General features: G+C 63.1%; 25 protein-coding genes. 14 read left to right on the forward strand and 11 right to left on the reverse strand.

Going from position 1 to position 24,121, the window contains the following annotated elements; genetic code table 11:
• Positions 1–12: 12 nt before the first annotated feature.
• Positions 13–2,085, reverse strand: a complete 2,073-nt coding sequence (locus tag AC0L2H_RS21820) for a putative bifunctional diguanylate cyclase/phosphodiesterase (protein WP_473592145.1) — start codon at positions 2,083–2,085, stop codon at positions 13–15.
• Between the two features lie 292 nt (positions 2,086–2,377).
• On the opposite strand from AC0L2H_RS21820, the gene AC0L2H_RS21825 reads away from it, so the two are divergent.
• Positions 2,378–3,565 (forward strand): glycine C-acetyltransferase, encoded by a 1,188-nt coding sequence (locus AC0L2H_RS21825; protein WP_473592146.1) that lies wholly within the window; start codon positions 2,378–2,380, stop codon positions 3,563–3,565.
• Between the two features lie 45 nt (positions 3,566–3,610).
• The gene (tdh, locus tag AC0L2H_RS21830; RefSeq protein ID WP_107647257.1) at positions 3,611–4,645 is read left to right on the forward strand and encodes an L-threonine 3-dehydrogenase; all 1,035 of its coding nucleotides are present in this window, start codon (positions 3,611–3,613) and stop codon (positions 4,643–4,645) included.
• Positions 4,646–4,693: 48 nt separating this feature from the next.
• Here the strand turns inward: tdh and AC0L2H_RS21835 are convergent, their stop codons facing one another.
• Positions 4,694–5,137, reverse strand: a complete 444-nt coding sequence (locus AC0L2H_RS21835; protein WP_473592186.1) for a MarR family winged helix-turn-helix transcriptional regulator — start codon at positions 5,135–5,137, stop codon at positions 4,694–4,696.
• Positions 5,138–5,261: 124 nt separating this feature from the next.
• Here AC0L2H_RS21835 and hmgA point away from each other — a divergent pair, with 124 nt between their 5' ends.
• From hmgA to AC0L2H_RS21860, 5 genes are read left to right on the forward strand one after another with little or no spacing between them, the layout of a single operon-like run.
• Positions 5,262–6,575, forward strand: a complete 1,314-nt coding sequence (gene hmgA, locus AC0L2H_RS21840; protein WP_473592147.1) for a homogentisate 1,2-dioxygenase — start codon at positions 5,262–5,264, stop codon at positions 6,573–6,575.
• Entirely contained in the window at positions 6,572–7,474 is a 903-nt protein-coding gene (locus tag AC0L2H_RS21845) for an MBL fold metallo-hydrolase (protein ID WP_473592148.1), read from the forward strand. The genes hmgA and AC0L2H_RS21845 overlap by 4 nt, the downstream gene beginning before the upstream one ends.
• Positions 7,471–8,484, forward strand: a complete 1,014-nt coding sequence (locus AC0L2H_RS21850) for a fumarylacetoacetate hydrolase family protein (RefSeq protein ID WP_473592149.1) — start codon at positions 7,471–7,473, stop codon at positions 8,482–8,484. Before AC0L2H_RS21845 ends, AC0L2H_RS21850 begins: the two co-directional genes overlap by 4 nt.
• Before the next feature lie 3 nt (positions 8,485–8,487).
• Positions 8,488–8,781, forward strand: coding sequence for a hypothetical protein (locus tag AC0L2H_RS21855; protein ID WP_473592150.1), 294 nt, complete (start codon positions 8,488–8,490; stop codon positions 8,779–8,781).
• Between the two features lie 4 nt (positions 8,782–8,785).
• Entirely contained in the window at positions 8,786–9,325 is a 540-nt protein-coding gene (locus tag AC0L2H_RS21860) for a DinB family protein (RefSeq protein WP_473592151.1), read from the forward strand.
• Here the strand turns inward: AC0L2H_RS21860 and AC0L2H_RS21865 are convergent, their stop codons facing one another.
• From AC0L2H_RS21865 to hppD, 3 genes are all read right to left on the reverse strand, one after another.
• A complete protein-coding gene (locus AC0L2H_RS21865) occupies positions 9,326–9,700 on the reverse strand; it encodes a type II toxin-antitoxin system VapC family toxin (protein WP_473592152.1) in 375 nt (124 codons plus the stop codon).
• Complete coding sequence (locus tag AC0L2H_RS21870) at positions 9,697–9,924, reverse strand: type II toxin-antitoxin system Phd/YefM family antitoxin (protein WP_006332371.1); 228 nt, start codon at positions 9,922–9,924, stop codon at positions 9,697–9,699. Before AC0L2H_RS21870 ends, AC0L2H_RS21865 begins: the two co-directional genes overlap by 4 nt.
• A gap of 66 nt (positions 9,925–9,990) precedes the next feature.
• Entirely contained in the window at positions 9,991–11,106 is a 1,116-nt protein-coding gene (gene hppD, locus AC0L2H_RS21875) for a 4-hydroxyphenylpyruvate dioxygenase (RefSeq protein ID WP_473592153.1), read from the reverse strand.
• A 137-nt stretch (positions 11,107–11,243) separates the two neighbouring features.
• On the opposite strand from hppD, the gene AC0L2H_RS21880 reads away from it, so the two are divergent.
• The gene (locus AC0L2H_RS21880) at positions 11,244–11,711 is read left to right on the forward strand and encodes an Lrp/AsnC family transcriptional regulator (protein WP_473592154.1); all 468 of its coding nucleotides are present in this window, start codon (positions 11,244–11,246) and stop codon (positions 11,709–11,711) included.
• A 4-nt stretch (positions 11,712–11,715) separates the two neighbouring features.
• Here the strand turns inward: AC0L2H_RS21880 and AC0L2H_RS21885 are convergent, their stop codons facing one another.
• From AC0L2H_RS21885 to aztA, 4 genes are all read right to left on the reverse strand, one after another.
• Positions 11,716–12,054 carry a protein tyrosine phosphatase family protein gene (locus AC0L2H_RS21885; RefSeq protein ID WP_473592155.1) on the reverse strand — a complete coding sequence of 113 codons (339 nt, stop codon included), beginning with the start codon at positions 12,052–12,054 and terminating at the stop codon, positions 11,716–11,718.
• Positions 12,055–12,256: 202 nt separating this feature from the next.
• Positions 12,257–13,198 (reverse strand): zinc ABC transporter substrate-binding protein AztC, encoded by a 942-nt coding sequence (gene aztC, locus AC0L2H_RS21890; RefSeq protein ID WP_473592156.1) that lies wholly within the window; start codon positions 13,196–13,198, stop codon positions 12,257–12,259.
• Between the two features lie 28 nt (positions 13,199–13,226).
• Complete coding sequence (gene aztB, locus AC0L2H_RS21895; protein ID WP_473592157.1) at positions 13,227–14,102, reverse strand: zinc ABC transporter permease AztB; 876 nt, start codon at positions 14,100–14,102, stop codon at positions 13,227–13,229.
• Positions 14,102–14,920 (reverse strand): zinc ABC transporter ATP-binding protein AztA, encoded by an 819-nt coding sequence (aztA, locus tag AC0L2H_RS21900; protein ID WP_473592158.1) that lies wholly within the window; start codon positions 14,918–14,920, stop codon positions 14,102–14,104. Before aztA ends, aztB begins: the two co-directional genes overlap by 1 nt.
• Positions 14,921–15,156: 236 nt before the next feature.
• Between aztA and AC0L2H_RS21905 the strand changes: the two genes are divergently transcribed.
• Positions 15,157–15,501 (forward strand): RidA family protein, encoded by a 345-nt coding sequence (locus AC0L2H_RS21905; RefSeq protein WP_473592159.1) that lies wholly within the window; start codon positions 15,157–15,159, stop codon positions 15,499–15,501.
• 47 nt (positions 15,502–15,548) lie between these two features.
• On the opposite strand, the gene hutC is transcribed toward AC0L2H_RS21905, so the two are convergent.
• Both hutC and AC0L2H_RS21915 read right to left on the reverse strand, forming a co-directional pair.
• Positions 15,549–16,295, reverse strand: a complete 747-nt coding sequence (gene hutC, locus AC0L2H_RS21910) for a histidine utilization repressor (protein ID WP_473592160.1) — start codon at positions 16,293–16,295, stop codon at positions 15,549–15,551.
• Positions 16,292–17,644 (reverse strand): formimidoylglutamate deiminase, encoded by a 1,353-nt coding sequence (locus AC0L2H_RS21915; protein ID WP_473592161.1) that lies wholly within the window; start codon positions 17,642–17,644, stop codon positions 16,292–16,294. The genes hutC and AC0L2H_RS21915 overlap by 4 nt, the downstream gene beginning before the upstream one ends.
• Before the next feature lie 98 nt (positions 17,645–17,742).
• Between AC0L2H_RS21915 and hutI the strand changes: the two genes are divergently transcribed.
• The 5 genes from hutI to AC0L2H_RS21940 all read left to right on the forward strand — a co-directional run bounded on the left by hutI (position 17,743) and on the right by AC0L2H_RS21940 (position 23,879).
• Complete coding sequence (hutI, locus tag AC0L2H_RS21920) at positions 17,743–18,978, forward strand: imidazolonepropionase (protein WP_473592162.1); 1,236 nt, start codon at positions 17,743–17,745, stop codon at positions 18,976–18,978.
• Positions 18,975–20,516 carry a histidine ammonia-lyase gene (gene hutH / locus AC0L2H_RS21925; protein ID WP_473592163.1) on the forward strand — a complete coding sequence of 514 codons (1,542 nt, stop codon included), beginning with the start codon at positions 18,975–18,977 and terminating at the stop codon, positions 20,514–20,516. The genes hutI and hutH overlap by 4 nt, the downstream gene beginning before the upstream one ends.
• Positions 20,517–20,763: 247 nt before the next feature.
• Positions 20,764–21,579 carry an N-formylglutamate deformylase gene (gene hutG, locus AC0L2H_RS21930; protein WP_473592164.1) on the forward strand — a complete coding sequence of 272 codons (816 nt, stop codon included), beginning with the start codon at positions 20,764–20,766 and terminating at the stop codon, positions 21,577–21,579.
• Positions 21,580–21,613: 34 nt separating this feature from the next.
• Positions 21,614–23,284 carry a urocanate hydratase gene (gene hutU, locus AC0L2H_RS21935; protein ID WP_473592165.1) on the forward strand — a complete coding sequence of 557 codons (1,671 nt, stop codon included), beginning with the start codon at positions 21,614–21,616 and terminating at the stop codon, positions 23,282–23,284.
• A gap of 7 nt (positions 23,285–23,291) precedes the next feature.
• Positions 23,292–23,879: a HutD/Ves family protein gene (locus AC0L2H_RS21940; RefSeq protein ID WP_473592166.1), complete on the forward strand. Its 588-nt coding sequence runs from the start codon at positions 23,292–23,294 to the stop codon at positions 23,877–23,879.
• Positions 23,880–24,121: the final 242 nt, after the last annotated feature.

Below are 24,121 nucleotides of genomic sequence, written 5' to 3' on the forward strand. Positions count from 1 at the left end.
CAAGTTTGGCGCCTACGCCAGGCTTCCCCGCAACACTGTCAACCTGGCCTTCCTGGGCGTCCGCGCGACCAGCCATTCGCGCGCCTTCTCCTGCGGCATCGGGAAGGCGATGGAATAGCCCTGCACCTGGTCACAGCCGAGCGCCATCAACGAATCGAGCTCGGCCTCTGTTTCGGCGCCCTCGGCGACAATCGAGATGCCAAGGCCGCGTGCGAGTTCGGTGATGGCGCGTACGATCTTGGTGTTGTCGCCGTTCTCGTTGATTTTCTGGACAAACCGGCGGTCGATCTTCAGTCGGTCGATCTCGTTCGGATTGACATGGCTGAGCGAGGCATAGCCGGTGCCGAAATCGTCGAGCTCGAGATGGACACCTGCTGCACGAATGTGCCGCAGCTTTGCTGCTATGCCGGTCTTCTCGTCGTCGAGAATGACGGATTCGACGATTTCCAGCGATAGTTTTTCTGGCGGCAGGCCGGCCTTTTCCAGTGTGTTGAACAGGAAGGCGTCAAAATCGGGCTCGCGCAACTCGGAGCCGGACACGTTGACGGCGAGCCGGCCGAAGGCAATGCCGTCGCGGTTCCAGCCGGCCGCCTCGTGGATCGCCTTGGCGATGACGATGCGGCCGATCTCGGGCATGAGGCCGCATCTCTCGGCGACGGGAATAAACTCGCCCGGGGCGATCGTGCCGCGCTCGGCATGTGTCCAGCGCACCAGCGCCTCGATGCCGCTGATCGTGCCGTTCGACAACGAAACCTGCGGCTGGAAATAGACCTGGAACTCCTTCTCCGAGATGGCGATCCTGATGTCATGCTCGAGCTGCTTGCGGTGGTCGAGCTCGCGGCGCAACTCCTCGGAGAAGAACGAGAAACTGCCGCCGCCCTGCTTTTTGGCGGAGTAGAGCGCGAGATCGGCATGGACGAGCAGATCCTGCGCATTGTTGGCGTCGATAGGATAGACCGCGATACCGGCGCTGGCGCCCGGAAGGATCGTCGCGCCCTGGAAGATGATCGGCTCGTTGATCTGCGCCAGGATGCGCTTGGCGGTCATGTTGATGTCCTCGGTGCCGCCGGCGCCGTTGAGGATCATCACGAACTCATCGCCACCCAGGCGCACGCAGAGATCCGACGCCCGGCAGGCATCGCGCATGCGCTGCGCCGTCACCACAAGCACGTAGTCGCCGGCGGCGTGGCCAAGCGTGTCGTTGATCTGCTTGAACCGGTCGAGGTCGAGCTGGACCACCGCAAGCCGTTCCCGCCGGCGTTGCGCGCTCTTGATCAACGTGTCGAAATGGTCGGTCAGGAAGGTGCGGTTGTAGAGGCCGGTAAGCCCGTCATGCACGGCGATGAAGGCCATGGAATTGCGTGCGTCCATGAGGTCATGCGTCTTGCGCAGAATGGCGTTCGACATCGGCCTGAAGATGAAAAGCGCCACCAGAACGATGACGCCGATCGTGGCGTAGAACAGCGTGCGATGGAGATTGAGAAGCGTGTCCGACCGCGCATCGGCGTCGGCGCTGATGCGTTGGCCAAGGGCAGCGTAGCCCGACAGGGTCGCATTGGCGACGGAAGCGTCGAGTTTGATGCGCTCGCTGCCGCCCTTGTAGCCGCCGTCAATGGCCATGCCGAGCTGCGATTCAAACCCCGAGACCAGGCGTTCGCCGTTGGCGATAAGCCCCACCGAGAAATAGTCGAGATGGAACGGCTTGGCGAAAAGCACGTTCTGGACCGATTTTGGATCGAACCGTGCCGGCGATGTTGGATCGGCGGCGACCCGATCGAGCAGAAGATCGTAGTTCTTCTCGAACTCCGCCGTCGCTTGTTTGAATGCGGTGATCAGAGCCGGTTGTTGGTCGCGCGAAGCAGCACCCGCCGCACCGGCAAGGAAGACGATGCGTTGCGACAGCGCCTTTTGCGTGCCGACGATGTCGAGCAGCGAATCGTTGTGGCGCTGGGCAGCCATCATCTGCTGAAGAAGGATGAAGGACGCCATCACCATGGTGGCGATGATCAACAGCGCCAGCCAATAGCCGGCCTTGATCAGCAATATGAGCCTGCTCGAAATGGCTTGCACCGGCTGCTGCGACATTTTCTTGGGACGGCCCTTCTCGCCGACAGATTGCTGGGTGCGATAACCATTGGCTTGAAAGTATTAACAGGTTTGGAAATCAAGGACCTAGCGACCGCAGCGGCGCTGGAAAGCTCGCGAAATGGTTATCGCGTTCTTTCTCGAGATATCTGCATTTGAACATCCGTCATTGACGGCATTCCGGGGCTGCATTCTGGTCGCCGGCCGCGGCGCCGCCAAGGCGTCGCTTTTGCGATGGATTTTTCGCTCGCGCGGGGCGACAGTCCCTGTCAAATCTCAACAGGGCCTGATCATGAGCGCGGCATTCCTCTCCCATATCGACAGCGAGCTTGAAGGGCTGAAGGCGGCGGGGCTCTATAAATCCGAGCGGGTGATCACCTCGACGCAATCGGCCGAGATCGAGGTTGGCGGCGACAAGGTGCTGAACTTCTGCGCCAACAACTATCTCGGCCTCGCCGACAGCGCCGAATTACGCGCGGCGGCCAAGCAGGCCCTGGACCGCTATGGCTACGGCATGGCCTCGGTGCGCTTCATCTGCGGCACGCAGGAAGAACACAAACAGCTCGAGGCGACGATTTCCTCCTTCCTCGGCATGGACGACACCATCCTCTACGGCTCCTGCTTCGACGCCAATGGCGGCCTGTTCGAGACGCTGCTCGGCGAGGAGGATGGGATCATCTCCGATGCGCTGAACCACGCCTCGATCATCGATGGCGTCCGGCTTTCGAAAGCAAAACGCTTCCGCTACGCCAACAACGACATGACCGATCTGGAGGCGAGATTGAAGGAGGCCAAAGACTGCCGTTTCCGGCTGATCGCAACCGACGGCGTCTTTTCCATGGACGGTATCATCGCCAATCTGAAGGGCGTCTGCGACCTCGCCGAGAAGTATGACGCGATGGTTATGGTCGACGACAGCCATGCGGTCGGCTTCGTCGGCGCCAACGGCCGCGGCTCGGCCGAGCATTGCGGCGTCGAGGGCAGGGTGGACATCATCACCGGCACGCTCGGCAAGGCGCTCGGCGGCGCTTCCGGCGGCTATACATCGGGCAAGAAACAGGTAGTCGACTGGCTGCGCCAGCGCTCACGTCCCTATCTCTTCTCCAACACGCTGATGCCGGCCATTGCAGGCGCCTCGATCAAGGTGTTCGAATTGATCAGGAATGGCGACGGTTTGCGCAAGCAGCTCTACGACAATGCGGCGCGGTTCCGGTCGCAGATGGGCAAGCTCGGCTTCACGCTGGCTGGCGCCGACCACCCGATCATTCCGGTGATGCTGGGCGACGCGAGCTTGGCGCAGGAGATGGCGGCGCGCATGCTGAAGCGCGGCATCTATGTCATCGGCTTCTCGTTTCCGGTGGTGCCAAAGGGCCAGGCGCGGATACGCACGCAAATGTCGGCGGCCCATTCCAGCGCCGATATCGACCGCGCGGTGGAGGCTTTCGGTGCCGTTGGCAGGGAACTGGGCGTCATCTCCTGAGCCGCCAAAAGCGATTCCGGATCAAAAGGTTCAGGGGACAAAAGAATGTCGAACATGATGAAGGCGCTGGTGAAGGCCAAAGCCGAGCCGGGCATCTGGATGGAAGAGGTGCCGGTGCCGGAGATCGGCCCCAACGACGTTCTGATCAAGATCAGGAAGACCGCGATCTGCGGCACCGACGTCCACATCTACAATTGGGACCAGTGGGCGCAGAAGACCGTGCCTGTGCCGATGGTGACCGGCCATGAATTCGTCGGCACGGTCGCCGATTTCGGCGCGGCGGTGACTGAATACAAGGTCGGCCAGCGCGTTTCCGGCGAAGGCCACATCGTCTGCGGCCATTGCCGCAACTGCCGCGCGGGCAGGGGGCATCTTTGCCGCAACACGCTCGGCGTCGGCGTCAACCGCCCTGGCGCCTTCGGCGAATATCTGGCGATCCCGCAGCACAATGTCGTGCCGATCCCCGACGACGTGCCGGACGAGATCGCCGCGATCTTCGATCCCTTGGGCAATGCCGTCCACACCGCATTGTCCTTCGATCTGGTGGGTGAGGACGTGCTGGTCACCGGCGCCGGGCCGATCGGCATCATGGGCGCGCTGGTGGCGCAATGCGTCGGCGCGCGAAAAGTCGTCATCACCGACATCAACCCGGTGCGGCTGGCGCTGGCGAAGAAGCTCGGCGTCCAGCATGTCGTCGATGCTTCGAAGGAAAAGCTGCGCGAAATTATGCCGGCGCTCGGCATGACCGAGGGGTTTGATGTCGGCCTCGAAATGTCGGGTGCGGCACCCGCCTTCCGCGACATGATCGACACCATGAACAATGGCGGCAAGATCGCCATCCTCGGCATCGCCCCGACCGGCTTCGAGATCGACTGGAACAAGGTCATCTTCAAGATGCTGCACCTCAAGGGCATCTATGGCCGCGAGATGTTCGAAACCTGGTACAAGATGATCGCCCTGGTGCAAGGCCCGCTCGACGTCTCCGGCCTGATCACCCACCGCATCGGCATCGACGACTACATTTCGGGATTCGAGGCGATGAAGAGCGGCAATTCCGGCAAGGTGGTGATGGACTGGTGAGCCGGTGCCATCGCAGATACGCCGGCGGGGTGTTGTCCCGCCGACGTATCAACGGTTTGGTGGCCCAACCGCCCCCTCCAGCGCCGCCACTCCCCTGACAATCGCCGCGCGCTCGTCAGTACTTAGTTTTGTCAGCAATTCCTCCTCGAACGCCTTCGCCAGCGGCACCATTTCGCGATAGGCGGCCAGTCCGGCCTTCGTCAGCATCAAGTGCTCAACACGGCGATCGTTCTCGTCCGGCGCGCGCGTCAGCCACCGCCGCCTCTCCAGTTCCGCAACGGCGCGCGAAACCTTAGTCTTGTGCATCGCCGACTGTTTGCCAAGCTCCGTCGCGGTCATCGTGCCGTGCTGCCCGAGTCCGGAAAGCGTCCGCCATTCCGGTCGGCTCAGCCCCAGGCGGTCGCTGTAGACCCTGGAGAATTCGCGACTGACCGCATCGGCAAGCCTATGGAGCCGGTAGGGCAGGAAGCTTTCGAGTTCGAGGGTTTCCATGTGCGCACCGCGGCGTTCGCCGTTGATAGTTACATTTTCGATGGTTACAAATGAAACCAGTTTGGTCAACATTGCCGGTAAGCCGTGTGCGACTGGCTGAGAGACCGGGATCAGGGAGGATCGGATGGCCTTTTCCTACATGCCGGGGTTCGGCAACGACTTCGAAACCGAAACCTTGCCGGGCTCGCTGCCGCAGGGGCGGAATTCGCCGCAGCGGCCAGCCTACGGCCTCTATGCCGAGCAATTGTCCGGCTCGCCCTTCACCGCGCCGCGCGGCATCAATGAGCGCTCCTGGCTTTACCGTATCCGGCCAAGTGTCAGACACACCGGTCGCTTCAAGGCCGCGAGCTATCCCTTGTGGAAGACCGCCCCCAATGTCGGCGACCACGAACTGGCGCTCGGCCAGTATCGCTGGAACCCGGTGCCGATGCCGAGCGAACCGACCGATTTCATCGCCGGCATGCGCTCGATCACCACGGCCGGCGACGTGCTCGGGCAGACCGGCATGGCGGCGCATGTCTATGTCGCCAACCGTTCGATGTTGGACGACCATTTCTTCAATGCCGACGGCGAACTGCTGATTGTGCCGCAGGTGGGAGCCTTGCGCTTCGTCACCGAAATGGGCGTCATCGAGCTCGGGCCAGGCGAGATCGCGGTCTTGCCGCGCGGCCTCGTGTTCAAGGTCGAGCTGGTCGACAAGGAGGTGCGCGGCTATGTCTGCGAGAACTACGGCGCCAAGCTGACGCTGCCCGATCGCGGTCCGATCGGCGCCAATTGCCTGGCCAATCCGCGCGATTTCAAGACGCCTTGCGCCTGGTTCGAGGACAAGGAAACGCCCTGCCGGCTGATCGTCAAATGGTGCGGCAATTTCCATGTCACCGAAATCGGCCATTCGCCGCTCGACGTGGTGGCATGGCACGGCAACTACGCGCCCTATAAATATGATCTTGCAACGTTTTCTCCGGTCGGTGCGCTCCTGTTCGACCACCCAGATCCGTCGATCTTCACCGTGCTGACCGCGCCGAGCGGCGAGGAGGGCACCGCCAACATCGACTTCGTCATCTTTCCGCCGCGCTGGCTGGTGGCCGAAAACACGTTCCGGCCGCCCTGGTATCACCGCAACATCATGAGCGAATTCATGGGCCTGATCCACGGCCAGTACGACGCCAAGGAAGAGGGTTTTGTCCCCGGCGGCATCAGCCTGCACAATCTGATGCTGGCCCACGGGCCTGACGCCCCTGGCTTCGAAAAGGCCTCGCGCGCGGAGCTGAAACCGGTCAAGCTCGACAACACAATGGCCTTCATGTTCGAGACCCGATTCCCGCAGATGCTGACCCGCTACGCCGCCGAATTGGAAACAAGGCAGGACAATTACATCGACTGCTGGGCCGATCTGAAGAAGCGCTTTGACGGCACGCCCGAGGGCGACTGGTCTTGAGCGCCAACCGGGCGCGTGATCGGCTGGTGCTTCTGGGCTCGAAGGGCGGCCCGGCGCTGCGGCCGGGTGGGCCGTGGCCGAGTTCGTCGCTGCTTGAGCTCGGCGGCCGCAGCATTGTCGTCGACTGCGGGCTGGGCGTGACGCGCGCAGTGGCCGATGCCGGGATCGGCCTGAAGGCGCTCGACCTCATCTTCATCACGCATCTCCATTCCGACCATCTGTTGGAACTCGGCCCGCTGATCCACACTGCCTGGACGGCGGGCTTGGCGACACCTGTCACCGTGTACGGACCGTCTGGCACCGTCGACTACTGGCAACATTTCTGCCGGGCGATGGCGTTCGACATCGAGATCCGCATCGTCGATGAAGGCCGACCGGATATTCGTGAACTCGTGTCGGTGGCCGAATTCGGGGAGGGCGAGGTGGTCGAGGAGAACGGCCTGAAAGTGACGGCGTTGCGCGTCGACCATCCGCCGGTGACCGACTGCTTTGCGCTGCGCTTCGAGCATGACGGGAAAAGCGTTGTGTTCTCATCCGACACGGCATTCTTCCCGCCGCTGGCCGATTTCGCCAGGGGTGCCGACATCCTCGTCCATGAAGCCATGCTGGAGCAAGGCATCGAGCGGCTGGTCGCCAGGACCGGCAATGGCGCGCGGCTGAGGGAACACCTGCTCGCCAGCCACAGTTTCGCCGAGGAGGCCGGCCGCATTGCCAGCGATGCCGGGGTGAAAAAACTGGTGCTCAATCACCTCATTCCGGCCGACGATCCCGAGATCGGCGAGGCCGAATGGATCGCCGCTGTCAGGAAAACTTGGGCTGGCGACTTGACGATCGCCCGCGACGGCCTTGTTGTGGAGTTAAGCGGCGCCAAAGCCGCTGCAGGAGAGGAAACCGCATGAAGCTTGCCACATTGAAGGACGGGACGCGCGACGGGAAACTTGTCGTCGTCTCGCGCGACCTGACGCGCTTTACCGATGCCTCGTTCCTGGTGCGCACGCTGCAGGCCGCGCTCGACGATTGGGGCCGGATTTCGCCGCATCTCGCGACAATAGCGGAATCGCTGGAGAACAATGCGGTGCCGTCAGCCCGCTTTCACGAGCATGACGCCCATTCGCCGCTGCCGCGCGCCTATCAATGGGCCGACGGCTCGGCCTATGTGAACCATGTCGAACTGGTGCGGAAGGCGCGGGGCGCCGAGATGCCGGCAAGCTTCTGGACCGATCCGCTGATCTATCAGGGCGGCTCGGACGCATTCGTTCCGCCGCGCGACCCGATCCGCATGGCGGACGAGGAATTTGGCATCGACATGGAGGCGGAGGTCGCCGTCATCGTCGACGACGTGCCGATGGGAGCAGGCCCTGATGAGGCGAAGGATGCGATCCGGCTCGTCATGCTGGTCAACGACGTCACGCTGCGCGCGCTCACCGGGCCGGAACTCGCCAAGGGGTTCGGTTTCTTCCAGTCGAAACCGTCCTCGGCCTTTTCGCCCGTCGCGGTAACGCCGGACGAGTTGGGTGACGCGTGGGATGGCGGCAAGGTCAGTCTGCCGCTGCTCGCCGATCTCAACGGCAAGCCATTCGGCCGCGCCGATGCCGGCATCGACATGACCTTCGATTTCCCGGCGCTGATCGTTCATGCCGCCAAAACACGGAAGCTGGCTGCCGGCACGATCGTTGGCTCGGGCACCGTCTCCAACAAGCTTGACGGCGGGCCGGGCAAGCCTGTCTCGGACGGCGGCGCCGGCTATTCCTGCATTGCCGAATTGCGTATGATCGAGACCATTGTATCAGGTGCACCGAAAACGCCATTCCTGCGCTTTGGCGACACGGTACGCATCGAGATGAAGGACAAGGCGGGGCATTCGATCTTCGGCGCCATCGAGCAGAAGGTCGAGAAATACGAGGGGTAGAAGATGACTGGCTCGTCCTCCTATTTGCTGTGCGGCGTCTGGGCCCTTGTCATGCTGGCGATCTTCATTCAGGCGATCCGGCTGAGCTACCGGATTGAGGGGCGTTCGCCCGGCCTGACCAATCGCAGCGGTTTCCCGCGCAAGGCGATGATGTTCCACACCGTGACCAACACAAACGTGGCGCGCGACGAGGAGACGCAAGCCATGCGGCGGCGCATGAACCGGCTGCTGCTGATCGTTCTGGGTGGTTTCGGGCTCATGTGGGTGGCCATACAATGGGCCCGGTCGGCGGCGTGAAGGCATGGAGCTTCTCGACCATCTCCGCCGCATGGCCGGCAACAATCTCTGGTCGAACGACCGGCTGTATCGCGCCGTGTTGCAGCTCCAGCCCGGCGAGTTCGAAGCCCAGCGAACCAGCTTCTTTCCCTCGATCAAGGCGACGCTCAACCACATACTGGCGGTCGATCATCTCTATCTCGATTTTCTCGAGGAGGGTGGCGTCGGTGCTGCCGCCCATGACGATTATGTGCCGTTCGATGAACCACAGGCACTGTTCGCCGCGCAGGTTGCAGCCGACAGGCGGCTGATCGCCTTTTGCGACCGCCTGTTGCCTGACGATCTCGACCGCCGCGTCATCACCGACCGGCGCGAGGAGGGCATGATCCCCGAAAAGATCGGCGACATCCTCGCCCATGTCTTCCTGCACGACATCCATCATCGCGGCCAGGTGCATGCAATGCTCTCCGGCACCTCGGTCGCGCCGCCGCAGCTCGACGAGTTCCTGCTCGATTACGATGTGAAGCTGAGGAAAACCGAAGTCGAGCGGTTGGGGCTGGAATGATCAGCCCAACGCAACGTCATAGGCTGAAAAATGCCGATCCGCGGTGAGCAGCGTCAGGCCTTCAATTTGTGCCTGTGCAATCAGCAGACGGTCGAAGGGATCGCGATGATGGAGTGGCAAATGCTCAAGCCTCGCGGCGTGAAGTTCATTCAGACTTAGGATTGGAACCCCGTTCGATCGCAAGATATCCACGATGTTGCCGGTGAGCGTGATTTTGCCGAGCGATTTCTTGATGGCGATCTCTGCTACGGAGATCGCGCTGACAATCACATCCTCACCCGCAAGAAAGATGTCGCGATGGTGATCAGAGAGACGTGGATCTGCGTTGAGTACCCAAAGCAGAATATGGGTATCGACCAGATATTTGCGGCTCATTTAATGTATTCGTCCCATTCGGGACCGAGTTCATCAAAATCGTCCGATATCTGAATTTGGCCTTTCATGGCCCCAAACAGTCCTTTGCTCCCGCCAACCCGTGCGGGAGCGCTCAAGGTTGCGACAACCTCTCCATGCCGTGTCAGGTGGATTTCTTCGCCAGCCTGTGCACGTTTCACCAACTCGGAAAGCTGAGCCTTCGCTTTTGCCATCGGAATATTCATCGTCAACCTCTTATGACCAGAATTTAGGTCATAATCGGTTGAGCCGCAAGTGAGTGCATCCGGTTCCTACGCCGCCTTGCCGTCCACTTTCAGCACGCCGCGCTTGATCTGGTCCTGCTCGATCGACTCGAACAGCGCGCGGAAATTGCCTTCGCCAAAGCCTTCGTCGCCCTTCCTCTGGATGAACTCGAAGAAGATCGGCCCGATCACCGTTTTTGAAAAAATCTGCAGCAGGATCTTGGTCGTGCCGCCGTCGACCACGCCTTCACCGTCGATCAGGATGCCGTGCTTCTTCATCCGCTCGATCGGCTCGTCATGGCCGTTCACCCTGTCATGGGACATGTCGTAATAGGTCTCGGGCGGACCTGGCATGAACTTTAGCCCATTGGCGGCCAGCCTGTCGGTGGCGGCGTAGATCTCGTCGGTGCCGACGGCGATGTGCTGGATGCCTTCGCCATTGTACTTCTTCAAATACTCGGCGATCTGGCTGGTCTCGTCCTTGGATTCGTTGAGCGGGATGCGGATCTTGCCGCAGGGCGAGGTAATGGCGCGGCTGACCAGCCCGGTAATCTTGCCGTCGATGTCGAAGAAATGGATCTGCTTGAAACCGAACAGGTCGCGGTAGAAATCCCACCATTTGTCCATCTGGCCGCGATAGACATTGTGGGTGAGGTGATCGAGATAATAGAAGCCGACGCCTTCCGGCTTCGGGTCGCGTGCGCCCAGCCACTCGAACTCGGCATCATAGGCCGAGCCCTTTTCCCCATAGGTCTCGATGAAATAGAGCAGCGAGCCGCCGATGCCGACGATGGCCGGCACGTCGAGCGCCTTGTCCTTGCCTTCATAGGGGGTGGCGCCTTTGGCGACGGCATGCTCGAAAGCATGCTTGGCATCGACCACCCGCCACGCCATCGAGGCTGCGCAGGGGCCATGCTTGTCGACGAATTTCATCGCATGCGAGCCAGGCTCGGCATTCACGACATAGTTGATGTCGCCCTGCCGCCAGACGGTGATGTTCTTCGAGCGGTGTTTCGCCACCGCCACATAGCCCATGCGGGCGAAAAGCTCGGCGAGCTTTTCCGGCTCGGGATGCGCGAATTCGACGAACTCGAAACCGTCGGTGCCGGCTGGGTTGGCCTTGCTGATCTTCGCGGGCGGCGCGTCATGCGGGAAGGGACCCATGGCAATCCTCCAAGAACTGTTCGGCCGCTTGCGGCCATCTCTCCCCATGATAGCGCGGGAGGGTCGCACGATGCTTGCATTCAGGCGCTTGAAATGATCAGATCATGCGCGAAATATGCAAAATTGCAGGGAAATCCATGGATGATACGCGCATCGATCAGTTTGACCGCAAGATAATGGCGCTGCTCCAGGACGATGCCGGACTCACCAACGGCGATCTTTCCGAACGGGTGAACCTGTCGGCCTCGCAATGCTCGCGCCGTCGCCAGCGGCTGGAGGAGGACGGCTATATCAGGGGCTATCGCGCGGTGCTTGACCGCGACAAGCTTGGCTTTTCGCTGGTCAGCGTCATCTCGGTGACGCTCGCTACTCACAACCGCGACAATGCGCGGCGCTTCGGCGAATTGGTGGCGCGGCTGCCGGAGGTCCAGGAGGCGCACGCGCTGACCGGCGAGATGGACTATATATTGAAGGTGGTGACGCCGGACCTGAAGTCGCTGTCGGAATTCGTCAACGGCGTGCTCTTGCCGCACGAATCCGTGCAGCATGTAAAGACGGCAATCGTGCTGGAGACGCTGAAGGAAACCGGCGCGCTGCCGATTTGAGAGTTCAGCCTCTGGATTGCTGGATCAGCCCATAGAGATTGGTGCAGCGGGCGCCGGAACGGCAATAGGCGAAGACCGGCCCTTCGAGGTCGTCCAGCGCCTCGGCCTGGTTCTCCACATTCTCGGCCGTGATCTGGCCGCTGATGACGGGGATGTAGCGGAAGGCGAGCCCGGCGGCTTCGGCCGCCGCCTTGACGCTGTCGGCCGAAGGCTGGCCGGGCTGCTCGTCATCCGGCCGGTTGCAGATGACGCTCTTGAAACCGGCCTGCTTGATGGCGGCGATGTCGTCGGGCTGGATCTGGCCCGAGACCGAATAGTCCTCGCTGATCTCACGGTATTCCATGGCGCTGTCCTCGCAATCTGGTTGGCGGCAGTCTTGCCACTCCCGGGCGTGGGCGGCAATCCGCATCGGGGGAATTCTCTGCCAAATAGATATTGCGAGCCGGAAAATCGAACCGGGCTCCCGCAGCGCCGCATATCCCTCTTGGATATTCCAAGGACGCTGCGGCAACTTAAATGCTGCCCCGGTTGGGTAGACGCTCGACTCAGCTGCCGAGGATCGCGCCTTTGATCTGGGCGATGTTATTGTGCATCATGTCGATATAGGTCGAGGCCGGTCCGTCGGGCTGCGACAGGGCATCCGAATAGAGCGTGCCGCCCACCTTGATGCCGGTCTCGCTGGCGATCTGCTCGATCAGGCGCGGATTGGTGATGTTCTCGACGAAGATCGCGGCTGCCTTGTCCTGCTGGACCTGCTTGACCAGCTTGGCGACATCTGCGGCCGAAGGCTCGGAGTCGGTCGACACGCCTTGCGGGGCGAGGAAGGTCAAGCCGTATGCGTGCTCGAAATAGCCGAAGGCGTCATGCGAGGTGATGACCACGCGCTTCTCCTCGGGTATCGACTGGATCGCCGCTTTCACTTCGCCTTCGACCGCGTCGAGCTTACCGCTATAGGCGGCGGCATTGGCCTTGTAGCTGTCGCAGCCCTCTGCATCGGCGGCGCAAAAGGCATCGGCGATGTTCCTGACATAGATCCTGGCGTTGGCGATCGACTGGAAGGCATGCGGATCGGTGACCGTCTTGCCGCTGCCGGTATCGGCGCCTTCGTGGGCATCGGCCTCGGCGAATTCCGGCTTGAAATTGATCGGCGTCACGCCCTTGGTCAAGGTGACGATCGATGCCTTGGTGGCGCTGGCGTCGACCAGGCGCTGCAGAAAGCCTTCGAAATGCAGGCCGTTGACCAGAACCACGTCGGCGCCCGCCATCGCCACGGCATCGGCCGGGCTCGGCTCATAGACATGGGCATCGCCATCCGGCCCGACGATGGTGGTGATGTTGACCCGGTCGCCACCGACATTCCTGGCGAAATCGGCGATGACGGTGAAGCTGGCGACCACTTTCAGCGACTCGGCCAAGGCCGGCGATGCGCCAAGGGCGCTTAATGTTATAACGCTCACCGCCAGGGCGGCGCGGATCGATCTCAGCATTGGGCAGGTCTCCTTCAGGGGTTGGGGATCAGGCGGTTCTATGCCGGTGATGGATGATGCGGGCGCGCAGGATGCCGCGCGTGCCGAACAGGATAGAGGCGAAATAGACGACGCCGGCCGACAGGATGATGGCCGGGCCGGACGGCAGCGAGGCATGATAGGACAACAGCAGTCCGGCGATGCAGGAGGCAAAGCCGATCACCACCGCCAGCACGCACATCGGTTCGACGCGAGCGGTCCAGAAGCGGGCCGCCGCTGCCGGCAGCATCATCAGCCCGACCGAAAGCAGGGTGCCGAGCGCCTGAAAGCCACCGACCAGGTTGAGCACGACGAGGCCGAGAAAGATGAAATGCACCGGGCTGCCCAGCCGGCTGACCGAGCGCAGGAACAATGGATCGAGACATTCGGCGACCAGCGCCCGCCAGAAGATGGCAAGGCTGACCAGCGTCACGGCAACGATGCCGCCGATCAGCGCCAGCGCCTCATTGTTGAGCGCCAACACGGTACCGAAGAGCACATGCATGAGATCGACGCTGGAGCCGCGGATCGACACCATCAGCACGCCGATGGCCAGCGAGATCAGATAGAAGGCCGCCATCGAGGCGTCCTCGCGCTGGATGGTGAAGCGCGAAACGGCGCCGGCGCCGAGCGCCACGATGATGCCGGCGATCAGGCCGCCAATGGTCATCGGCAGGATTTCCAGCCCATAGAGCAGGAAGCCGGCGGCGGCCCCCGGCAGGATGGCGTGGGCCATGGCGTCGCCGGATAGGCTCATGCGCCGCAGCATCAGGAAGACACCGACCGGGCAGGCGCCAAGCGACAGCATCAGCGAGCCGATCAGCGCCCGCTGCATGAAGGCGAAATCGGCAAAGGGAGCGATGAAGAGGCCATAGAGCACGTCCATCAGGCAGCCCTCGGTCCGGCACCGTGATGGTGATCGTGGTCATGGGCATGGTCATGATGGTCGTGATCATGCCCATGGTCATGCTCACCGGGCGCGCACCACGGCGCGTTCTCTTCCCAGGCTTCGTGGAAGCGCCGGGCGCGCAGCAGGTTTTCCGGTTTCAGCGTCTCCCTGGTTTCGCCCCAAGCGACCGGCTGGCGGGCAAGCAGCAGCGTTTCGGGAAAATTCTGCCGTACCAGGTCGAGGTCGTGGACGACGACCAAGATTGTGCGTTCCTCGCCGTGCCAGCGCTCGATCAAGGCAATGAGATCACCGACCGTCTTTGAATCGACCGCGTTGAACGGCTCGTCGAGCAGGATAAGGTCGGCGTCCTGCAAAAGCACGCGGGCAAACAGCGTGCGCTGCAACTGGCCGCCGGACAACGTGTCGATCGGGCGCTTCTCGAAGCCGCCAAGACCGACCGCCATCAGCGCCTGGCTGACCGAATCGCGATCTTCCCTGGTATAGCGGCCAAGCAACCCCCGCCGTGGCCACAACCCCAACGAAACCAGATCGACAACCCGGGCCGGAAAGGAGCGGTCGAGTTCCGACTGCTGCGGCAGATAGGCGGCGCGCACGCCCGGCGCCCGGATGACGGCGCCGGCCATCGGCTTGAGAACGCCGACGATCCCCTTCATCAGCGTTGACTTGCCCGAGCCATTCGCGCCGACCACGGCGGTCAGGGAACCCTTGCGGATCGTGCCGTCGAGATGATGGATTGCCGGATGGCTGTTATAGCCCAGCGTCAGGTCGCGGAAGGTCAGGCAGGCATTGATCATCAGACGATCCGTGGGCGGCGATCCGCGAAAACCAGTGAGGTCGAGTCGATATGTGATGTTATTACATTAGTCAACAAGCCAATCCGGCGGAATTGCGACGCCCCGGTCAATTCGTTGTGTACGCGCCTGGTTCGGGACAGGGGCTGTTGGCTCAAGAGCTTTCATCCGGGCGGCCTTGCTCGAAGCGAACCGCGACTCTAAAGAGGCGCAACCGACAAAAAGGAAGGAAACGCCCAATGAGCATTCGTCGTATCGATGTTGGCCCGCGCATGAGCCAGATCGTCATCCACGGCAACACCGTCTATCTGGCGGGCCAGGTCGGCGAGCCCGGCGGCAATGTAGCGTCTCAGACCAGGACCATCCTTGCAGCCATCGACGAATTGCTGGCCAAGGCCGGCACCGACAAGACCAAGATCCTGCAGACGATCATCTGGCTGGCCGACATGGGCACTTTCTCCGAGATGAACGCGGAATGGGACAAGTGGGTGCCGCAGGGCCACACGCCGGCGCGCGCCACAGGCGAGGCCAAGCTCGCCGGACCGGAGTATCTGGTCGAGATCATCGTTACAGCGGCGATCTAAGGCGCGGTGCTTTTGCCTTCTCCCACAAGGGGAGAAGGAGCGCGGCGCTACCCCTGCGACGGCGTAAACCGCGCCACCAGCGTGTGGCTCTCCGCCGGATAAATGAAGCGGACATGGGTGACCGGGTGCTCGGCGCTCCATGTCCGCCGCTCGACCACCAGGCACGGCGCGCCGGCCTCGATGTCGAGGACATCGGCGATATGATCGCTGGCGGCAATGGCGCGGATGCGGTGCTCGGCTTGGCTCCACGGCACGCGCCCGATCAGCCACGGCCCAGGCGCGATGTCGAGAAACTCTTCCTCGCCGGCTTCTGCCACCGCGGCAAGGTTGATCAGCCGTTGCTCATGCGCGAATGGCCGCTGTCCCGCGAAATGCAGGCCCTTCAGCGCCAGCACCGGCCCCGAAGCGGCAAGTTCCAGCAGTGTGCGGTCTTCGGCGTTGCTGCGCCGCTTCAACCGCTCCAGCCTTTGATAGCGATAGGCAAGCCCAAGCGCCTCGACCTCGATCCTGATGTCATGGATCTCCAGCACCGCGGCCTGCGACTGCGGCCGGCGCACGAAGCTGCCCGAACGGCGGCGCCGTTCGATCAGCCCGGCCTTGGCAAGCTGCGACAGCGCCTTGTTCACCGTCATCCGCGAACAATTGTATTCCGCCGTCAATTCATGCTCGAACGGGATGCGATGGCCGGGCGCCCAGGCGCCGGACAGGATCTTCTCGCTGATATCGGACAGGATGCGCTGGTGCAGGGAGACAGCCTCGCTGCCCTCTGCGTCAACGGTCTCGATGATGCTCATGTCGAAAGCGCCGCCATCACATCGCGAAAGCGCTGGGCAATTGCATCGCGCCTTGCGTGCCTGCCGCCGCTGACCAGCTTCGCGCCGTGCACCCAGACGCAATCGACCTTGCTGCCGTTGGCGAAGATCCAGGCGTCGAGGATGGCATCCCCCGTCTTGCCGGATAGCGAGGGATGGTTGGCATCGAGCGAGACGAAATCGGCAGATGCACCAGAAGCTATCCGCGACGGACCGGCGCCAAGCGCGGCGGCGCCGCCGTCGACTGCCGCACCGAACAGCGCGCGGCCGGTCGAGCCGCCGGCCATCGCCAGCACATTGCGGGCATGATGGGCGAGGCGTTGCGAATATTCGAGCTGCCGCAATTCGTCGGGCAGACCGATCAGCACGTTGGAATCGGAGCCGATGCCGAAGCGGCCACCATGTTCCCTGAACAGCGGCGCGGCGAAGGTGCCGTCGCCGAGATTGGCCTCGGTGATCGGGCAGAGGCCGGCTATGGCGCCACTCTTGGCCATCGCGACCGTCTCGGCATCGGTCATGTGGGTGGCGTGGATCAGGCACCAGCGCCCGTCGACACTGGCATTGGCGAGCAGCCATTCCACCGGCCGCGCGCCCGACCAGGCAAGGCAGTCCTCGACCTCTTTCATTTGCTCGGCGATGTGAATGTGGATCGGTCCGTCAGGCGCCATGGCGGCAATCGTGGCAAGTTCATCGGGCGCTGCGGCGCGCAGGCTGTGCGGCGCAACGCCGACGACGGGTTGATTCAATGCGCGAACACACTCCCGGCTTTTCTCAAGCAATCGGGAGAACTGATTCACATCATTGATGAATCGCCGCTGGCCTTCATTCGGCGCCGCACCGCCGAAGGAGGAATGCGCATAGAACACTGGCAGCAACGTCAGACCGATGCCGGTGTTGGCGGCGGCCGCGGCGATGCGCTCGGCCATCTCGGCGATGTTGGCGTAAGGTTTTCCATCGCGGTCGTGATGGAGGTAGTGGAATTCGCCGACGCGTGAAAAACCGGCCTCCAGCATCTCGACATAAAGCTGGGCTGCGACCGCCTCGACCTGGTCCGGCGTCATCGACAGCGCGAAACGGTACATCACCTCACGCCAGCTCCAGAAACTGTCCGCCGATGGGCCGCGCAATTCGGCAAGACCGGCCATGCCGCGCTGGAAGGCGTGGCTGTGCAGATTGGGCATTCCCGGCAACAGGATGGCGTGATGTTCGTCGCCGGGCCGGAGCGATGCGCCGGCCTCAACCGTCGCGATACGGCCTTCACCCATCGTGATCCGCACATTGCTTTGCCAGCCGTCCGGCAGCAACGCCTGTTCCGCAAAGATCGCCGTCACGTTTTTCTCCGAATCCGAATGCGCAGGCGACGATGGCACTTGCGTCGCCTCTCAATATGTATATACATAATCACCATCAATTGAAACGGAAAAAGATGATGGCGGCAGCGAACAAAAGCCGGGCAGGGGGTCTTCGTCTTTGGCGCAATGCGCGCCTGGCGACCATCGCTGAGAGCGCGATCGGGTTGGGCATTGTCGAAAAGGGCGCGGTCGTCGCGCGCGATGGCCTGATCGCCTATGCAGGCCCGGAAAACGAGATGCCGTCGTCTCTCGCTCAGGGCGCAGAGACCGTCGACTGCCAAGGCCGCTGGATCACGCCCGGCCTGGTCGACTGCCACACCCATCTTGTCCATGCCGGCAACCGCGCCAATGAATTCGAGATGCGGCTGGCCGGCGCCACCTATGAAGAGGTCGCCAGGGCCGGCGGCGGCATCGTCTCCTCGGTCAAGGCATTGCGCGCCGCCAGCGAGGACGAACTGGTCGCGCAGTCGCTACCGCGTCTCGATGCGCTGATTGCCGAAGGCGTCACGTCAGTCGAGATCAAGTCGGGCTACGGCCTCGACCTCGAAAACGAGAAGAAATCGCTGCGCGCCGCCAGGCAGCTGGGCATCGAGCGCCCGGTGACGGTGAGGACGAGTTTCCTTGGCGCCCATGCGCTGCCGCCCGAAGCCAAGGGCGACAAGGACGCCTTTGTCGATCTGGTCGCAGACGAAATTCTTCCGGCGGTCGCCGCCGCAGGTTTGGCCGACGCCGTCGATGGGTTCTGCGAAGGCATCGCCTTTTCGCCGGAGCAGATTGCGCGCGTCTTCGATGCGGCCAAGGCTGCCGGCCTGCCGGTGAAACTGCACGCCGACCAACTGTCCAACCTGAATGGTGCTGAACTCGCCGCGCGCTACGGTGCGCTGTCGGCCGACCATCTCGAATACACCGACGAGGCGGGTGCTGCGGCGATGGCCAGGGCTGGCACCGTGGCGACGATCCTGCCCGGCGCCTATTACTTCATTCGCGAGACCAAGAAGCCGCCGATTGCCCTGTTTCGTCAGCACGGCGTCAAAATGGCCGTCGCCACCGACAACAATCCCGGCACCTCGCCGCTGACCTCGCTGCTGCTGACCATGAACATGGCCGCGACCTTGTTTGGCCTTACGGTCGACGAATGTCTGGCCGGCGTCACCCGCGAGGCTGCCCGTGCGCTTGGGCTGCTCGGACAGACCGGCACGCTCGAGGCCGGCAAATCGGCCGACCTCGCGATCTGGGACATCGAGCGCCCGGCCGAACTCGTCTACCGCATGGGCTTCAACCCGCTGCACGCCCGCATCTGGAGGGGACAATGACCGAACTGGACCTGAAGCCGGGCAATGCGACCTTGGCCGACTGGCGTGCCATCTATCGCGGCGCCGTGCCTAAACTCGACAATACATGCTGGCCGAAGATCAAGGCGAGCGCCGAGGCCGTGGCGCGTATCGTCGCCAAGGGCGAGCCGGTCTATGGCATCAACACCGGCTTCGGCAAGCTGGCCAGCGTCCGCATCCCCGCCGCCGATCTCGAAACGCTCCAGCGCAACATCGTGCTGTCGCACGCCGCCGGCGTCGGCGAGCCGATGCCTGTCGCGGTAGCCCGGCTGATGATGGCGCTGAAGCTCGCAAGTTTGGCTCAGGGTGCCTCCGGCGTGCGGCTAGAAACCGTCGAATTGCTGGAAGCGATGCTGGCCAATGACGTCATTCCGGTGGTGCCGGCACAAGGCTCGGTCGGCGCCTCGGGCGACCTCGCGCCGCTGTCGCACATGACGGCGGTGATGATCGGGGTCGGCGAGTGCTTTACCCCGCATGGCCGCTTCCCGGCCAAGGTGGCCTTCGTCTCGCACGGGCTGGAGCCGGTGACGCTCGGCGCCAAGGAAGGCCTGGCGCTGCTCAACGGCACGCAGTTTTCGACCGCCTATGCGCTGGCAGCTTTGTTCGAGGCCGAAGTTCTCTATCAGTCGGCGCTGGTCGCCGGCGCGCTGTCGACCGATGCGGCCAAGGGCTCCGACGCACCCTTCGATCCGCGTATCCATCTCCTGAGAAAGCATCGCGGCCAGATCGAAACGGCGGACGCGCTGCGCAGTTTGATGGCGGGCAGCGCCATCCGTGAATCGCACCGCGTAGGCGACGAGCGCGTGCAGGACCCTTATTGCCTGCGCTGCCAGCCGCAGGTGATGGGTGCGGCCCTCAGCGTGCTGCGCCAGGCTGCCGACACGCTGGGCGCCGAGGCCAATGGCGTTACCGACAATCCGCTGATCTTCGCAGAGGACGATACCGCGCTTTCCGGTGGTAATTTCCACGCCGAGCCGGTGGCCTTTGCCGCGGACATGATCGCGCTTGCCGTTTGCGAGATCGGCTCGCTGTCGGAGCGGCGCATCGCCATGCTGGTCGACCCGGCCCTGTCGGGCATGCCGGCGTTTCTCACGCCGAAGCCCGGCCTGAATTCCGGTTTCATGATCCCGCAGGTGACGGCGGCGGCACTTGTTTCGGAGAACAAGCAGAAGGCCTATCCGGCCAGCGTCGATTCGATCCCGACCTCGGCCAACCAGGAAGACCATGTCTCGATGGCAGCCCACGGTGCGCGCCGGCTGATCGGCATGGTCGAGAATGCGACGGCCGTCATCGGCATCGAGTTGCTGGCCGCGGCGCAAGGCTGCGATTTCCATGCGCCGCTGACCTCCAGCGATGCATTAGAGGCGGTGCGCAAGCTGGTGAGGGCTGAAGTGCCGCATCTCGACAATGACCGGCATTTCCATCCCGACATGGAAAAGGCCATCGCCATGGTGCGAGATGGGCGGCTGATTGAGGCGGTGGATGGCGTGACGCTGCCCCCGGTGACGGGAGTGCTGTGATGGATCGTTTCGCCTATGGGGCCGGTATGGAGACGCTGGCGGGACAGTACCCCCCTCTGTCCTGCCGGACATCTCCCCCGCAAGGGGGGAGATTGGATGTCACCACTGCTTTCGCCAATCGCCAACGTTGCAGGAAGAGCGCCACCGGCGAAGCTGCCGATCTCCCCCCTTGCGGGGGAGATGTCCGGCAGGACAGAGGGGGGTACTGTCCCGCCAGCGTTTCCTATGATGACTATGGGGCGCGGTCGTGACTCCCTCCTGGCTCACCGTTACCCGCGGCACCGCACCCCTGCTGGTGTCGATCCCGCACACCGGCATCGATCTCGCCGGCCTCGAAAACCGTCTGGTTTCGCCCTGGCTTGGCCGTCGCGACTGCGACTGGTGGATCGACAAGCTCTATGACTTTGCCCAAGGCCTTGGCGCGACTGTCGTTCACACCGCGATCTCGCGCACCGTCATCGACGTTAATCGTGATCCGTCCGGCGCCTCGCTCTATCCCGGCCAGACGACCACTGGCCTGTGCCCGACCGAGACCTTCGACGGCGATCCGCTCTATCGCGAGGGCGAAGAGCCTGGACCGTCGGAAATCGACGAACGCCGCGAAAAATACTTCATGCCTTATCATGCGGCCTTGCAGGCCGAGATCGCCAGGCTGCGCGCCCTTCACGGTCAGATCGTGCTCTACGACTGTCATTCGATCCGCTCGGTGCTGCCGCGCCTGTTCGACGGCACGCTGCCGGTCTTCAATCTCGGCACCAATGACGGCGTGAGCGCCGATCCGTCCCTGCAGGCCATGGTCGGCCAGATCCTGGCCGAAACCGGCGAGAGTTTTGTCGTCAACGGTCGCTTCAAGGGTGGCTGGATCACCCGCCATTTCGGCCAGCCGCAAGACGGCGTCCATGCGCTGCAGATGGAGCTCTCCAATCGCGGCTATATGCGCGAACCCGAAGGCAAGGGCGCACCGGACAATTGGCCGGTGCCCTACGATGCCGCGTTCGCGGCGCCCATCCGGGCCACGCTGGAGAATATCCTCAAGACCGCGATTGCCTGGGCGCACAGCTGACGCGCCCCGCCTGCCTCATTCGAAAGGGAACGCCATGAACGATCCTCGCCACAATATCCGCGAAGTCCGCAGCCCGCGCGGCACCGAGCTCAACGCCCGGACATGGCTGACGGAAGCGCCGCTGCGCATGCTGATGAACAATCTCGATCCCGATGTCGCCGAAAACCCCAACGAGCTGGTCGTCTATGGCGGCATCGGCCGCGCGGCGCGCACCTGGAACGATTTCGACCGCATCGTCGCATCGCTGAAGACGCTTGGCGACGACGAGACGCTGCTGGTACAGTCGGGCAAGCCGGTCGGCGTCTTCCGCACCCATGCCGACGCGCCGCGCGTGCTGATCGCCAATTCCAACCTGGTGCCGCACTGGGCGACCTGGGAAAAATTCAACGAGCTCGATAAGAAGGGCCTGATGATGTACGGCCAGATGACGGCCGGCTCGTGGATCTATATCGGCACGCAAGGCATCGTGCAGGGCACTTATGAGACTTTTGTGGAAGCGGGCCGCCAGCACTATGGCGGCAATCTCAGGGGAAAATGGATCCTGACCGGCGGCCTCGGCGGCATGGGCGGCGCACAGCCACTCGCCGCTGTCATGGCCGGCGCCTGCTGCCTGGCCATCGAATGCGATCCCGACCGCATCGATTTCCGGCTGCGCACCCGCTATGTCGACGAGCGCGCCGATACGGTGGACGAGGCGCTGGAGAAGATCGAGCGCTGGACCAGGGCCGGCGAGGCGAAGTCTGTCGGTCTGGTCGGCAACACCGCCGACATCGTACCCGAGTTGGTGCGGCGCGGCGTCCGCCCCGACATGGTCACCGACCAGACGTCGGCGCATGATCCGCTGAACGGCTATCTGCCCAAGGGCTGGTCGCTGGCTGAATGGCGCGAGAAACGAACGTCCGATCCGAGGGCAGTCGAAAAAGCCGCCCGCGCCTCGATGCGCGAACATGTCGAGGCGATGGTGGCGTTCTGGAACGCTGGCGTGCCGACGCTCGACTACGGCAACAACATCCGCCAGGTCGCCAAGGAAGAGGGCTTCGAGAACGCCTTTGCCTTCCCCGGCTTTGTGCCGGCCTATATCCGCCCGCTGTTCTGCAAAGGCATCGGCCCGTTCCGCTGGGCGGCACTCTCCGGTGATCCGGAAGATATCTACAAGACCGACGCCAAGGTGCGCGAACTGACGCCCGGCAACACCCATCTGCACAACTGGCTCGACATGGCGCGGGAGCGCATCGCCTTTCAGGGTCTGCCGGCGCGCATCTGCTGGGTTGGGCTCGGCGATCGCCACAGGCTCGGCCTCGCCTTCAACGAGATGGTTGCCAAGGGCGAGCTCAAGGCGCCGGTGGTCATCGGTCGAGACCACCTCGATTCCGGCTCGGTCGCCTCGCCGAACCGCGAGACGGAATCGATGAAGGACGGCTCTGACGCCGTCTCCGATTGGCCGCTGCTCAACGCGCTGCTCAACACGGCGTCTGGCGCCACCTGGGTGTCGCTGCACCATGGCGGAGGTGTCGGCATGGGCTTTTCGCAGCATGCCGGCATGGTCATCGTCGCCGACGGCACTCCGGCTGCGGCCAAACGGCTGGAGCGTGTACTGTGGAACGACCCCGCGACCGGCGTCATGCGCCACGCCGACGCCGGCTACGATATCGCCGTCGAATGCGCCAGGGAGCACCAGCTCAACCTGCCGGGTATTTTGGGCTGAGCCGACCGTGCGCATCCTCAGGGCCGCCGAATACCGTGTCATGCCGTGGAAGAACGGCGGCGGCACGACGACGGAGATAGCCGTCTCGCCTGATGGCGCCGGGCTCGACGATTTCGACTGGCGCGTTTCCATGGCGCGCGTCGAAAGCGGTGGTCCGTTTTCGGGTTTCGCCGGCGTCGACCGCACGCTGGCGGTGCTGGAGGGCGAAGGCATTGTCCTCGATATCGCCGGTCAGGCTCCGAAGGAACTGACCAGCACGTCCGCTCCGCTCTTTTTCCCAGCCGACGTGCCGACGCAAGCCGCCCTGGTCGCCGGTCCCATCACCGATCTCAACGTCATGAGCCGCCGCGGGCGAATGACGCACAAGGTCGAACGCCTGGTCATTTCAGCGCCTCTGGACATCCGCGCGGACGCGGCGGCGACGCTCGTTCTGTGCGGCGACGGCACCGTCACGGTCGGCCTCGCGGGCACCGTGAAGCTGGAGCCCCGCGATACGCTGATTGTCGGATCGGATGCCCGGGAACTGCGCCTGGAGCCGGCCCGAACTGCGACACTGTTCGTGATCTGCATCGACCGCGTCCCGGCGAACGATTAACGCCTGTCTCCAAACATGATCGCGGCCCGGGCCGAATTTGGCGTAAGCTGCCGTCCGCATCACGAAAAAGCCCGAATCCTTTCTTCGATCAAATCGGATGGAAGAGAGGGGAGCGCTCGTCCGGAAGTTGTCGACGACGACGTCTTGTCGTGGTGCGGACGTAACTTTCGGCCAATTGTCGTGATGCAACCAATTGCATTTGAACCGGTTTTAGGGACATTGCCGTGGCGGTGACGCCGCAC

It is taken from the genome of Mesorhizobium sp. WSM4871, assembly GCF_055811295.1.